We start from the raw sequence: 13,108 nt of genomic DNA on the forward strand, positions 1-13,108 counted from the left end.
CTGCGCGCGCGCTGAGTGCGCAGGCGTGGCGACTCAACGGCCCTTGAAGTCCGCTTTGCGCTTTTCCTTGAACGCGGCCACGCCCTCCTTGTAGTCGTCGCTTTGGGCGATCTCGGTCAGGTAGCCCATTTGCGGGTAGGCGATCTCGGCCGGTGACTTGGGCAGGGTTTCCAGCGTGGCGCGCTTGATGGTCTGGATCACCAGCGGTGCGGCGTCCGCGAGGCGTTCGGCCCACTCCAGCGCAGCCGCGTGCGCGCCGCCCTTGGCCGTCACGCGGTTGACCAGGCCGACCTCGTAGGCACGCGCTGCGGGCAGCGGCTCGCCCAGCATCAGGAATTCGAGCGCGACCTTCTGTGGGATGCGCGACACCAGGCCCGCCGTGATGCCGCCGAACAGGCCAAGCTTGGCCTCTGGGAACATGAACTGCGCGGTGTCGTCGACGATGCACAGGTCGCTCATCATGGTCAGCGTGAAGCCCGCGCCCACCGCCCAGCCTTGCACGGCGCTGATCAACGGCTTTTCCAGCTTGACGCCGACGTTGGGCACGCCTTTCCAGGCTTCCTTGGACGGGTCGCTGACGTCCACGCCGGCACAGAAATGGTCGCCTTCGGCGCTCAGCAGCGCGACGCGCTCATCGCTGGCGGCAAAGCGCAACCAATATTCATTGAGCAGCGAACTCATCTCGGCGTTGAGCGCGTTGCGGCGCTCAGGCCGGCGCAGCGTGATGTGGGCGACGCGGCCCCTGGCTTCGTAGGTGATCGGAAGTGTCATACGGTGATGTCCAGTCGATGCAATGGTTTTGATAGCTGGCCGCGCAGATCCCCGTAGGGCCAGCGGCCGATTTCGTTCAAATTTGGTGCAATTCCGATCAGGCTGCGGCTTGCCACACGGCGCGCGCATCGGCCACAACGACCGTATCGCCCCGCGCCATGACGGGGTTGGCCTCGCACTCCGCCAGACGCGGCCCCAGCAGCGTGGCCAGCTGACCGAAGCGCAGCGCCAGATCGACCAACGCGTCCACGTTGACGGGCGGCTTGCCACGGTAGCCCGTCAACAGCGGGTACAGGCGCAAGCCCTCGATGGCGCGGCGGATCGCTTGCGGCCCGGCATTGGCCGGCAGCAGCGCGGTGTCCTTCAGCAGCTCGACCAGCGTGCCGCCCAGGCCAATGGTCAGCATGGCGCCGAACTGCGCGTCCCAGTGCGTACCGATCAACAGCTCGGCATCGGCGCGCACCTGCTGCTGCACCAGCACGCCGTCGAACTGCGCGCCGGGCACGCGGCCCGTGGCCTGCTCCAGCGCGACGAACTGCTGGCGCACCGCGGCCTCGTCGGCCACGCCCAGCACCACGCCGCCGACGTCGCTCTTGTGGCTGATCTGCGCGGACATGAGCTTCATGACCACCGGGTAGCTGATGGCGGCGGCGGCACGCACGGCGTCGTCGGCGCTGCGCACCCACTCGCCGCGCGTGGTCGGGATGCCGGCCGCAGCCAGCAGGCGCTTGGCCTCGAATTCCGACACCAGGCCGTCGGGCCACGCCGCCACGGCCTGCTGCACCGCGGCTGCGTCAAAGCGCAGCGCGGCCGGCGCTTCGTTCGTTGCGCTGGCGTAGGCGAGGCGGTTGCGCAGGTAGGCCAGCGCTTCCTTGATGTTGGCAAAGTTGACCAGCCCTTGCGCCTTGAGCACAGCGCCGGCTTCGGTGCCGGCGCTGCTGGCCGCGTTGACGAAGGCCACCGGCTTCGACGACTCGCGGTTGATGTCCACCACGGTCTGCGCCGTGGGCACCATCTCGGGCATCGTGGTCATCAGGAACAGGCCTGCGCCCACGTTGGGATCGCTCAGCATGGTGTCGAGCACCTTGCGCAGCCACTGCGGGTCGCCCGCGCGCTGGGGCGCAGGCACCGCCCCCAGATCGAACGGCAGGCGCGCGCCGGCTTCGGGCATGAGCGCGAGCAACTTCTGCACCGTCTCGCTGCTCAGCGTGGCGGCTTCCAGCCCTGCTTCGCCGACCAGATCGCTCGCCACGGCACCGCCGCCACCGGAGCCCGACAGCACCGCCACCTGCGGGCCGCTGGGCGCAGGCAGTCGACCCCAGGCTGCGGCCTGGGCGACCAGCTCCAGAAAATCGTCCACCAGCACCGCTCCCGCGTGGCGCACGCTGGCTTCAAAAGCGCCGAATTCACCGGCCAGGCTGGCCGTGTGCGACTGCACCGCCTTCTGGCCCAGCGCCGTTCGGCCTGCCTTGACCACCAAGACCGGCTTGCCCGCCACGCGGGCAGCGCGCAGCAGTTCGAGAAAGCGGGCGCCGTCCTTGACGCCTTCTACGTAAAGCGCGATGACCTGGGAGTTTCGGTCGGCGATGGCGTATTCGAGGAAGTCGCACACCTCCAGATCCGCCTGGTTGCCTAGCGACACGCAGAAGCTGAAGCCCGCGCCCAGGTCGTAGGCTCGTGCCAGCATGGCGCCGGCCAGCGCGCCGCTCTGACTGATCAGCGCGATATTGCCCTTGATGAGGACGTCGTTGCGCATCAGCGCCTGCGCGTTGAGCAGGCACAGGTCGTTGTGGCTGCTGAAGTAGCCCATGCAGTTGGGGCCGATGATGCGCATGCCCGCGCGCCGAGCCACCTGCAGCAACTGCTCCTGCAGCGCCGCGCCTTCCGCACCACTTTCGGCGAATTGCGAGGTGACCATGAGCACCACCTTCACGCCCGCCTTGGCGCAATCCTTGAACGCGGCCAGCGTGAGCGCCTGCGGCACCACGATGACGGCCACATCCACAGGTTGACCGATCGCGCTCACGCTCGGGTAGGCCTTGAGGCCCTGCACGGTGTCCGCGCGCGGATTGACGGGGTAGATCGCTCCGGGGTACTTGAACTTGCGCAGCAGATTCAGGATGCTGCCGCCCCACTTCATCACGTCGTCCGACGCACCCAGAATCGCCACACCTCGGGGGTCGAGGGCGCAGCGCACCGCCTCGATCGAGGGGGCGGTCACGGCTTGCTCCATGTCTCAGTTCTCCAGTTTGATGTTCTGTTCGCGGATGACCTTGCCGTACTGCGCGTAGTCGTGGTCCCATTGCTTCTTGAACGCCGCCGGGCCGGCGTACGCGGGCTCCATGGCGTAGGGGTGCATGCGTGTGGCCACATCCGGCTGTTGAAGGGCGGCCTCGAACGCGGCAGACAGCTTGTCGACCACCGGCGCCGGTGTGCCCTTGGGCGCGAAGGCCCCGAACCAGGTGCCGCCGGTGCCCGGACTGGGCACGCCCGATTCGACCACCGTGGGCACGTTCGGGAAGTCGGGCAGGCGCTTCGGGTACTGCACCGCGAGCAGGCGTGCGCGGCCACTCTTCACGTACTGCAGCATCGTCACGTCGATGCTCATGTCCACCCGCCCGGCCAGCAGGTCGGTGGTGATGTCGGCCGCGCCCTTGTAGGGCACGTGCGTCATCTTGATGCCCCAGTTCTTCTGCAGGATTTCACCGGCCAGGTGCACCTGAGAGCCAACACCCGACGAGGCGAAGGTCACCTTGCCCGGATGGGCCTTGGCGTAGGCGATGAACTCGGGCAGCGTCTTGACCGGCAGGCTGTTGGCCACGATGTAGACGCTGTTGAATTCGGACAGCTTGGCCACCGGAATCAAGTCCTTTTGCGCGTCGTAAGGCAGCTTGCGCAGTTGCGGCGTGATCGCCATGATGCCGACCGGCCCGACGAACAGCGTGTAGCCGTCGGGCGCGGCGGTGGCGGCGGCGTTGGCGGCGATCGACCCACCGGCACCCGTGCGGTTGTCGACGATCACCGGCTGGCCCAGCGTGCGCTGCATGTGCTCGGCCATGCTGCGCAGCACCACCTCCATCCCGCCGCCCGGCGAGAAGGGGTACATGATGCGGATCGGCTTGTTGGGAAAATTGTCGGCGCCCTGCGCCCAGGCCGAAGGCCCCAGCAGCGCCATGCCGGCAGCGGCGCCGGCCACCAGCGCAGTTCTGCGCGAAAAGTAAGTCATCTTGTTCTCCTTTTATGGGAATGAATGCAGGGCATGGGCCCGCGCGGATCAGCCGTGTCGGCGCATGAAGTCCAGCGCCTGGCCCATGTCGCGCATCAGATCGTCGCAGTCCTCCAGCCCCGCGTGGATGCGGATCAGAGGTCCTTCAAAAGCCCATGGGCGTATCGTACGCAGCGGTGCGTCCATCGGCAGGGCAAGGCTTTCAAACCCGCCCCAGGACAGGCCTATTCCGAACAGCTCAAGCGCATCGAACAGTTGGCACAAGGCGTCGCGGCCGACCGGCTTCAGCACGATCGCGAACAGCCCGCTGGCGCCGGTGAAATCGCGCGTCCACAGGGCGTGACCGGGGTCCGATGGCAGCGCCGGGTGCAGCACCTGGGCGACGGCCGGGTGCGACTGCAGGAACTCAGCCAGACGCAGCCCGCTTTCAGCATGCTGGCGCAGGCGGACCGACAGGCTGCGCAGCCCGCGCAGCGCCAGATAGATATCGTCGGCGCCGGCGGTCTGGCCGAAATCGTGCGCAGCGTTCTTCAGCAACGGCCAGGCACGCTCGTTCGCCGTGGCAGCGCCGAGGAGCGCGTCTGAGTGGCCCACGATGTACTTGGTGGCCGCCTGGATCGACACGTCCACGCCATGTTCGAACGCGCGAAAGTGCAGCGGCGTGGCCCAGGTGTTGTCCATCAGCACCAGCGCATCGACCGTGTGGGCGGCATAGGCGATGGCCGGCACGTCCTGCACCTCGAAGCTGACGGAGCCCGGCGATTCCACGTACACGACGCGCGTGTTGGGCCGCAACTGGCGCGCGATGCCCGCGCCAATGCACGGGTCGAAATACTCCACCGCAACGCCCAGCCGCGTGAGCACCCGGTCCGCAAAGGCGCGGGTCGGGCCGTAGACGCTGTCGCTCAGCAGCACGTGGTCGCCGCTGCGCACCATCGCCAGCAGGCTGTGGGTGCAGGCCGACAGCCCGGAGGGAAACACGATCGACTGGTAGCCCCCTTCGAGCCGAGCCAGCGCCGATTCGAAGGCGCGCGTGGTCGGCGTGCCGAATCGGCCGTAGGAAGCCATGGGGTTGTCGGGCTGCTTGCGCGACTCCCATTCCTCGAGCGAGTTGGACAGGATGGTCGAGCCACGAAAGATGGGCGTGTTGACCATGCCCGAATGCGCTCCTGGGTCACGCCCAGCGTGGATCAGCAAGGTGTCGTGGGAACGCTTGGGGGTGGATGAGGTGGTGCGGAGCATGCAGAAAGTCTAGGCATTCATCCGCAGAAAAAAGTCCTAAACTTTCGCTTGATTGCTCCCAAGATTGGAATTATTTTCCAATCTTTCACTTGAAAATAGAAACCACCCTCTGGCCGACGCCATGGACAAGATCGACAAAGCCATCCTGGCCATCCTTCAGGACGACTGCACCACCCCGGTCAGCGATATCGCCGAGCGCGTGGGACTGACCACCACGCCCTGCTGGCGCCGCATCCAGCAGCTTGAGCGCGCTGGCGTGATCGAGCGGCGCGTGGCCCTGCTCAACCCCGCCCGCCTGAATGTGGGGGTGACGGTGTTCGTCGCGGTGCGCACCAGCGAGCACAGCGAGGCCTGGTTCCGCAAGTTCGCCAGCGTGGTGGCCGCCATTCCGCAGATCGTCGAGTTCTACCGGATGAGTGGCGACACGGACTACCTGCTGCGCGTGGTGGTACCCGACATCGCCGCTTTTGACGGCGTGTACAAGCGCCTGATCCGCGACGTGAAGCTGTCGGACATCAGCTCCAGCTTCGCCATGGAGCAGATCAAGTTCACCACGGCGCTGCCCCTGGACTACGCTTGACCAGCGCGCGCGTTCACTGGTCGATCTTGATGCCCAATTCCTTGATGACCCGGCCATAGGAGGCGTAGTCCGCCTCCCACTGCTTGCGGAAGGCTGCCGGTCCGGCGAACGCGGGCTGCATGGCAAACGGCCGCATCTTGGCAGCCACCTCGGGCAGTTTGAGTGCCTTGTCGAACTCCGCCGCCAGCTTGTCCAGTACCGCCTGCGGTGTCCCCTTGGGCGCGAACGCGCCGAACCAGGTGCCGCTGCTCGTGCCGGACCTGGGCACGGGCAGTTCGGACACGGTGGGCACGTCGGGGAAGTCGGGCAGGCGCTGCGCATAGTCCACTGCCAGCAGGCGGGCCTTGCCTTGCTTGACGTACTGCAGCATGGTCACGTCGGCCGTGAAGTCGACCCGGCCGCCCAGCAAGTCGTTGGTGATGTCGGCAGCGCCCTTGTAGGGCACATGCGTCATCTGAATGCCCCATTCCTTCTGCAGCATTTCGCCGCGCAGGTGGCCTTGGGAACCGATGCCCGAGGTTGCGAAGGTCACCTTGCCCGGGTTGGCCTTCGCGTAGGCAATGAATTCCGGCAGCGTCTTCACCGGCAGGTTGTTGGCCACCGTATAGGCCGAGTGAAATTCCGACAGCTTGGCCACGGGCTGCATGTCCCGCAGCGTGTCGTAGGGCAGCTTGCGCAGGTGCGGCGTGATCGCAGAGATGCCCACCGGCCCCACGAACAGCGTGTAGCCGTCCGGCGGCGCCGTGACCATCGCGTTGACCGCGATGGCGCCGCCTGCGCCGGTGCGGTTGTCGACGATGAAAGCCTGGCCGGTGGAGCGCTGCATCTGGTCAGCCATCACACGCAAGACGAGCTCCATGCCGCCGCCCGGAGAGAAGGGGTACATGATGCGCACCGCCTTGGCCGGAAAAGCGTCCTGGGGCCACGCGGCCAGCGGCGCCAGCAGCGCGGCCCCGCCGAGACCTGCCAGCAGCGCACGGCGCGGCATCCTCGTTGCATGCATCAATCGACTCTCCTCAGTGGGTGGTGACACGGGGCACAGTACCGGCCCATTGTGCGGGTGGCTTGCGGTGCAGGCAATGCGGGACCGCACCGATGCGTTCACCTGCGCGACAGGCGTAGCGCCAAGCTCAACCGCCCGCTGGCCCGCCGGACCCGTGCACGCCCTCGTCGGGCGCTTCCAGTGACTGCTGCGCCATCTCCTCTTCGCCGACCCACGGCGTGGCGCGTGCCAACGCCATCCAGGTACCAAAGGGCAGCCGCTCGATGGCGCGCTGCGGCGCGCGGCGCAAGGCGTGCAGGCGTTCGCCGTCCCATTGCAGCACGCCGCATTCGGGCGGTACTTCTTCGGGCTGGGCGATCGGGCGGCCGCGCGCGTCCAGGCCCAGCACGTACCAGCAAGCGCCACCCATCTGCAGGTAGGCAGCGCGCTTGTGCGGGCGCCGCAGGTCGCCCAGCAGGTCGGCGCGGCTAACCTTGATCTCGTGCACGACGGGCTCCAGGTACGCCTCGACGCTGGTGTGGCGCACGGAAAAAACGTCGGGCTGCGCCACCACCCAGCGCACGGGTGCTGCGTCCGGCGTTGCCTCAATCACTGTATTTTCAATAGCTGTCTGCGCAGATTCATCTAGGGCCGGCGCCACATTTTCTTCAGATTTTGGCAAAGGCACGCGCAACGCAATGCCGCGCCACACCAGACGCCCCGCCGCACACTGGGCCTGCGCCACACGCTGCACCAGCGCTTCGTGTGCGCTGAGCGCCTGCCGGTTGCCCACCGCGCCGTCGCGGATCGCGCGCAGGCCAGCGTCGGTCACACGCAGCGTGTCGCCACCTTGCGCGGCGGGCATGCGCTCGAGCAGCCCTGCCGCCAGCAACTCGACCTCCAGTACATCCTGAAACGGCCATCCGGCCGACCGGTACATGGCGCGCAGGCGTTGCTGGTGGCGACGGGTAAGCATGGTGGTGAGAGCGGTGGCGCCAACGCGCGCAGCGCACGGTTCAGCCGCGGCGCGGCGTCAGTAACGCCCCGGCGTCTTCAGCACAGCCATGGTGACGCGCGACACGCAGGTCAGGCGGTCGGCCTCGTCGGTCAGGCGCACGTCCCACACGTGGCTGGAGCGGCCCAGGTGCAGCGGCCGCGCCACGCCGTAGACCCAGCCGTCGGGCACGGCGCGCAGGTGGTTGGCGTTGATCTCCTGGCCGACGCAGTGGTACTGGGCCGGGTCGACCACGTAAGCCGACGCCCAGGATGCCAGCGTTTCGGCCAGCACCACCGACACGCCGCCGTGCAGCACGCCCGCCGGCTGGCGCGTGCGCGCGTCCACCGGAATGCGCCCGCGCAGGAAGTCGTCGCCCGCGTCCAGCAATTCAATGCCGAGGTGGCCGTTGGCACAGCCCTGGCTGCGCTCGTTGGCAGAAGCGATAGGAAAGGCGGTATGCCAGATGGACATGCGGCGACCTCAGTGCGCGAACGTCGCGGGCTGCGGCGGCATATGGCCAGCAGGCAGCACACGCACCGCGCAATACTTGAACTCGGGAATCTTGCCGAACGGGTCCAGCGCGGCGTTGGTCAGCAAATTGGCCGCCGCCTCGCGGTAGGCAAACGGGATGAACACGCTGCCGACCGGCGTGCCGTCGTCGCGGCGCACGGTCAACGTCACCTCACCACGGCGCGACTGCACGCGCGCCTGGCCACCCGCCGTCAGCCCCAGGCGCGCCAGGTCGTCGCCATGCATCGACACCGTGGGCGACGGCTCCAGCGCGTCCAGCACGCTGGCGCGCCGCGTCATGGCGCCGGTGTGCCAGTGCTCCAGCTGGCGGCCGGTGATCAGCACCATGGGGTAGTCGGCGTCGGGCCGCTCGGCCGCGGGGATGATGTCGGCCGGCACCAGCTGCACACGACCGTTGGCGGTGGGCACGCCGTCGGTGAAGACGATCGGCTGGCCCGGGTCGGCCTCGTCCAGGCAGGGGTAGGTAACGCTGCTTTCGCGCGTCAGTCGGTCCCAGGTGATGCCGGCAATCGCGCCGTGCATGGCGCGCCGCATCTCGTCGTACACCGCGGCCACGCCGTGGTACGTGGGCGATGTGGTTTCAAGCGAAATCGGCTTCTGACCCTCACCCAGATTGCGCAGCCAGCTACTGTTTTCATAGTCCCATGGCAGACCCAGGCGCGTGGCCAGCTGCTGGATGATCCACAGGTCGGCACGCGCCTCGCCCGGTGGCTGCAAGGCCTGCAGGCCCAACTGCACCATGCGGTCGGTGTTGCTCACGGTGCCGGTCTTTTCGGGCCAGGCGCTGGCCGGCAGGATGACGTCGGCCAGCCAGGCGGTTTCGGTCAAGAAGATGTCTTGCACCACCAGGTGCTGCAGGCTGGCCAGCGCGTGGCGCGCGTGGTTCAGGTCGGGGTCGCTCATGGCCGGGTTCTCGCCCATGATGTACATGCCGCGCACCTTGTGCGGGTCGCTGTCGTCGGCCAGCGCCTTGTGCATGATTTCAACGACGGTGTAGCCGGGCGTCTCGTCCAGCTTCGTGTCCCAAAAATCCTCAAACCACGCGTGCGCGGCACCGTTGTCCACGCGCTGGTAGTTGGGGAACATCATCGGGATCAGGCCCGCGTCGCTGGCGCCTTGCACGTTGTTCTGGCCGCGCAGCGGGTGCAGGCCGGTGCCCGGGCGGCCGATCTGGCCGGTGCAGGTGGCCAGCGCGATCAGGCAGCGCACGTTGTCGGTGCCGTGCACGTGCTGGCTGACGCCCATGCCCCACAGGATGATGCTGCTCTTGGCCGTGGCGTAGGCGCGCGCCACTTCGCGCAGCGTGGCGGCCGGAATGCCGCAGATCGGCGCCATGGCTTCCGGGCTGTAGCCCTGCACGTTGGCGACCAGCGCCGCGTAGTTGTCGGCGCGCTCGCGGATGAAGGCTTCGTCCACCAGCCCCTCTTCCACGATGACGTGCAGCAGCGCGTTCAGCATGGCGACGTCGGCGCTGGGCTTGAAGGGCAGCACGCGCCAGGCGTGGCGCGCGATATCGGTCACGCGCGGGTCGGCCAGCACGATCTTGGCGCCGCGCTGCGCCGCGTTCTTCATCCACGTCGCGGCCACCGGGTGGTTGGCCGTAGGGTTGGAGCCGATGATGAAGATCAGCTCGGCCTCTGCCACGTCGCGCACCGGGTTGCTGACCGCGCCCGAGCCCACGCCTTCCAGCAGCGCGGCCACGCTGCTGGCGTGGCACAGGCGCGTGCAGTGGTCGACGTTGTTGCTGCCAAAGCCGGTGCGCACCAGCTTCTGGAACAGGTAGGCCTCTTCGTTGCTGCCCTTGGCGCTGCCGAAACCGGCGAGCGACTTGGGGCCATGCGACGTTTTCAGATCGCGCAGGCCACCAGCAGCCAGGTCCAGGGCTTCTTCCCACGTGGCTTCGCGGAAGACCTCGCGCCAGTCGGGCGCGGCTTCGCAGTGCGCCACGTCTTTCGGCGCATCGGCGCGTCGGATCAGCGGGCGCGTCACGCGGTCGGGGCTGGCCACGTAGTCGAAGCCGAAGCGCCCTTTGACGCACAAGCGACCTTCGTTGGCCGGGCCGCCGCGGCCGCTGACGCTGACGATGCGCTCGTCCTTCACCTTGTAGGTGATCTGGCAGCCGACGCCGCAGAAGGGGCAAACCGAATCGACCGCGCGGTCCACGCTTTGCGCACCCAGTTGCGTCTTGGGCATCAGCGCGCCGGTCGGGCAGGCCTGCACGCACTCGCCGCAGGCCACGCAGGTGCTGGCGCCCATCGGGTCGTCCAGGTCGAACACGATGCGCGCGTGGCTGCCGCGGCCGGCGTAGCCGATCACGTCGTTGACCTGCGCTTCGCGGCAGGCGCGCACGCAGCGCGTGCACTGGATGCAGGCGTCCAGGTTGACGGCCATGGCGGGATGGCTCAAGTCGGGCGCGGGTTCTTCGCGGCGCAGCGCCGCCAGCGCCGGGCGCACCTGCACGCCTTCGCGCGCGGCCCATTGGCTCAGCTCGCCGTGCGGCTCGGCGGGGTTGTCGTCCAGCCATTTGTGGCCTGCCTGAGGGACGTCGGCCAACAGCAACTCGATCACCATCTGCTGGCTGCGGCGCGCGCGTTCGCTGCTGGCGCTGACCTTCATGCCCGGCTGTACCGTGCGGCAGCAGCTGGGCGCCAGCGTGCGCTCGCCCGCCACCTCGACCACGCAGGCGCGGCAGTTGCCGTCGGGGCGCAGGCCGTCGGTGAAGCAAAGGCGCGGGATGTCGACGCCGTGGCGCTCGGCCGCTTTCAGAATGGTTTCGCCCGCGTGCGCGTGCACGGCGCGGCCATCGAGTTCAAATTCGATAGCTGGCTGCGCGTGTGGCTGTAGGGCTGCAGGCTGATTTTGTTCTAAAACGCTGCTCATGCGCCCTGCTCCTGTGCGCCGCCGACTTCGTGCGCGAAATAGCGTTGCACACTGCGCACCGGGTTGGGCGCAGCCTGGCCCAAGCCGCAGATGGAGGCGTCGGCCATCACGGTGTTCAGGTCTTCCAACGTAACGTTGTCCCACTGCGGCGACTCCATCAGCAGCGCCGCCTTCGCCGTGCCGACGCGGCAAGGTGTGCACTGGCCGCAGCTTTCGTCGGCGAAGAACCGCATCATCGACAGCGCCGCGTCGCGCGCGCGGTCCTGGTCGCTGAGCACGATCACCGCCGCACTGCCGATGAAGCCGCCGTGCGGCTGCAGTGTGTCGAAGTCCAGCGGCACGTCGGCCAGGCTGGCCGGGAAGATGCCGCCGCTGGCGCCGCCGGGCAGGTAGGCGTAGAGCTGGTGGCCCTCGGCCATGCCGCCGCAGTGTTCGTCGATCAGCTCGCGCAGCGTGATGCCGGCCGGGGCCAGCTTCACGCCCGGCTCACGCACGCGCCCGCTGACGCTGAAACTGCGCAGGCCTTTGCGCCCGTGGCGGCCGTGGCCGGCAAACCAGTCCGGCCCCCGCGTCAGGATGTCGCGCAGCCAGTGCAGCGTTTCCATGTTGTGCTCCAGCGTGGGGCGGCCGAACAGGCCGATCTCGGCGATGTAGGGCGGGCGCAGGCGCGGCTCGCCGCGTTGGCCCTCCACGCTTTCGATCATGGCGCTTTCTTCACCGCAGATGTACGCCCCCGCGCCGCGCCGCAGCTCGATCGGCGGCACCGGCAGGTCCAGCGCGGGCGCGGCGGCCTGCAAATCCGCAATGGCGCGGCGCAGGATGGCGTGGCATTCGGGGTATTCGTCGCGCAGGTAGATGTAGATCGCCTGGCAGCCCACCACCTGCGCGGTGATCAGCGCGCCTTCCAGAAAGCGGTGCGGGTCGCGTTCCAGGTAGTAACGGTCTTTGAAGGTGCCGGGCTCGCCTTCGTCGATGTTGATGGCCAGCACGCCGAAGGCGCCGGGCGCGGCGCCAGACGGCGTGATGGGCCAACCCGGCAGTGGCGCGACCGGCTGCTGCGCGTGCCGCTCGGCGAGCGCCCGCACGAAATCGCGCACGATGCGCCACTTGCGCCCGGTGGGAAAGCCTGCGCCGCCCAGACCGCGCAGACCGCCGTGGTCCAACGCTTGCAACACGGCGTCGTGGCCCAGCTCGCCGCGCGCCACGCGCTGCGCGGTGGCGTAGCCGCCGTCCGCTTGGTACGCCGCCATCGCTATCACATCAGGAGCTGGTTGCGCAGTTGCAGCACCGGCTGCAGCCGCTTTCTTTACCAAATCCTCCAGAACGGCGGCACTGGCATGGCCGATGCCTTGGGTCTGTCCGTCCACCGTCAGCAGCGCGGCGGGCGCCTGCTCGCAGCGGCCCATGCAGGGGCCTCGCAGCACCCGCACGTCTTTCCCGGCATCGGCGCCCAGCGCGTCGGTCAGGCGCGCGATCAGCGCTTCGGCACCCGCCAACTGGCAGCTGAGCGAATCGCACACGCGCAGGGTGACGCGCGCGGGCGTGGCGTCGTCCTTCAGCACTTCAAAGTGGTGGTAGAAGGTCGCGACCTCGTACACCTCGGCCATGCCCAGGCGCATCAGCGCGGCCAGCGCAACCAGGTGGCGTTCAAACAAGCCGCCATGGCGGTCGTTCAACCGGTGCAGGTATTCGATCAGCAGGTCGCGGCGGTAGCCTTCCGCGGGCGGCTCGCCGATCAGCGCGACGACGTCTTCGCGCGCGGCATCCGTCGGCTGGCGCCCCTTGAGCTGGTGGCGCGGGCGTCGCGGATGAATTTTGATGCTTGTCTCCGTGGGCATGACATGCATTATTGTGCAAATAAGCAGGTAGTGGTGGGATTTGCGCGACGGTCCGCTCGTT

General features: G+C 68.1%; 10 protein-coding genes. 1 reads left to right on the forward strand and 9 read right to left on the reverse strand.

Annotated elements, in window-relative coordinates:
* Nucleotides 1–33: 33 nt before the first annotated feature.
* From FVQ98_RS14310 to metC, 4 genes are all read right to left on the reverse strand, one after another.
* On the reverse strand, nucleotides 34–771 hold the full coding sequence (locus FVQ98_RS14310; protein WP_187265747.1) for an enoyl-CoA hydratase/isomerase family protein: 738 nt from the start codon (nucleotides 769–771) through the stop codon (nucleotides 34–36).
* 97 nt (nucleotides 772–868) lie between these two features.
* On the reverse strand, nucleotides 869–2,992 hold the full coding sequence (locus tag FVQ98_RS14315; protein WP_187265748.1) for an acetate--CoA ligase family protein: 2,124 nt from the start codon (nucleotides 2,990–2,992) through the stop codon (nucleotides 869–871).
* A gap of 15 nt (nucleotides 2,993–3,007) precedes the next feature.
* Nucleotides 3,008–3,997: a Bug family tripartite tricarboxylate transporter substrate binding protein gene (locus FVQ98_RS14320; protein ID WP_147914132.1), complete on the reverse strand. Its 990-nt coding sequence runs from the start codon at nucleotides 3,995–3,997 to the stop codon at nucleotides 3,008–3,010.
* Between the two features lie 48 nt (nucleotides 3,998–4,045).
* Complete coding sequence (gene metC / locus FVQ98_RS14325; protein ID WP_147914133.1) at nucleotides 4,046–5,239, reverse strand: cystathionine beta-lyase; 1,194 nt, start codon at nucleotides 5,237–5,239, stop codon at nucleotides 4,046–4,048.
* Between the two features lie 121 nt (nucleotides 5,240–5,360).
* On the opposite strand from metC, the gene FVQ98_RS14330 reads away from it, so the two are divergent.
* Complete coding sequence (locus FVQ98_RS14330; RefSeq protein ID WP_147914134.1) at nucleotides 5,361–5,819, forward strand: Lrp/AsnC family transcriptional regulator; 459 nt, start codon at nucleotides 5,361–5,363, stop codon at nucleotides 5,817–5,819.
* A gap of 13 nt (nucleotides 5,820–5,832) precedes the next feature.
* On the opposite strand, the gene FVQ98_RS14335 is transcribed toward FVQ98_RS14330, so the two are convergent.
* The 5 genes from FVQ98_RS14335 to FVQ98_RS14355 all read right to left on the reverse strand — a co-directional run bounded on the left by FVQ98_RS14335 (nucleotide 5,833) and on the right by FVQ98_RS14355 (nucleotide 13,056).
* Entirely contained in the window at nucleotides 5,833–6,822 is a 990-nt protein-coding gene (locus FVQ98_RS14335; protein ID WP_147914135.1) for a Bug family tripartite tricarboxylate transporter substrate binding protein, read from the reverse strand.
* Nucleotides 6,823–6,949: 127 nt separating this feature from the next.
* Entirely contained in the window at nucleotides 6,950–7,777 is an 828-nt protein-coding gene (locus tag FVQ98_RS14340; protein WP_147914136.1) for a hypothetical protein, read from the reverse strand.
* A gap of 57 nt (nucleotides 7,778–7,834) precedes the next feature.
* Entirely contained in the window at nucleotides 7,835–8,269 is a 435-nt protein-coding gene (locus FVQ98_RS14345) for a hotdog fold thioesterase (protein ID WP_147914137.1), read from the reverse strand.
* Nucleotides 8,270–8,278: 9 nt separating this feature from the next.
* The gene (gene fdhF, locus FVQ98_RS14350) at nucleotides 8,279–11,209 is read right to left on the reverse strand and encodes a formate dehydrogenase subunit alpha (protein ID WP_147914138.1); all 2,931 of its coding nucleotides are present in this window, start codon (nucleotides 11,207–11,209) and stop codon (nucleotides 8,279–8,281) included.
* Complete coding sequence (locus FVQ98_RS14355; protein WP_147914139.1) at nucleotides 11,206–13,056, reverse strand: NADH-ubiquinone oxidoreductase-F iron-sulfur binding region domain-containing protein; 1,851 nt, start codon at nucleotides 13,054–13,056, stop codon at nucleotides 11,206–11,208. Before FVQ98_RS14355 ends, fdhF begins: the two co-directional genes overlap by 4 nt.
* Nucleotides 13,057–13,108 lie beyond the last annotated feature (52 nt).

It is taken from the genome of Ottowia flava (assembly GCF_008017535.1).
Lineage (GTDB): Bacteria > Pseudomonadota > Gammaproteobacteria > Burkholderiales > Burkholderiaceae_C > Ottowia > Ottowia flava.

What these genes read in the sequence shown, in the direction of transcription:
- metC (WP_147914133.1), bottom strand. Translation starts at nt 5,239, where the DNA reads ATGCTCCGCACCACCTCATCCACCCCCAAGCGTTCCCACGACACCTTG.
- FVQ98_RS14345 (WP_147914137.1), bottom strand. Translation starts at nt 8,269, where the DNA reads ATGTCCATCTGGCATACCGCCTTTCCTATCGCTTCTGCCAACGAGCGC.
- fdhF (WP_147914138.1), bottom strand. Translation starts at nt 11,209, where the DNA reads ATGAGCAGCGTTTTAGAACAAAATCAGCCTGCAGCCCTACAGCCACAC.
- FVQ98_RS14320 (WP_147914132.1), bottom strand. Translation starts at nt 3,997, where the DNA reads ATGACTTACTTTTCGCGCAGAACTGCGCTGGTGGCCGGCGCCGCTGCC.
- FVQ98_RS14340 (WP_147914136.1), bottom strand. Translation starts at nt 7,777, where the DNA reads ATGCTTACCCGTCGCCACCAGCAACGCCTGCGCGCCATGTACCGGTCG.
- FVQ98_RS14335 (WP_147914135.1), bottom strand. Translation starts at nt 6,822, where the DNA reads ATGCATGCAACGAGGATGCCGCGCCGTGCGCTGCTGGCAGGTCTCGGC.
- FVQ98_RS14330 (WP_147914134.1), top strand. Translation starts at nt 5,361, where the DNA reads ATGGACAAGATCGACAAAGCCATCCTGGCCATCCTTCAGGACGACTGC.
- FVQ98_RS14310 (WP_187265747.1), bottom strand. Translation starts at nt 771, where the DNA reads ATGACACTTCCGATCACCTACGAAGCCAGGGGCCGCGTCGCCCACATC.
- FVQ98_RS14355 (WP_147914139.1), bottom strand. Translation starts at nt 13,056, where the DNA reads ATGCATGTCATGCCCACGGAGACAAGCATCAAAATTCATCCGCGACGC.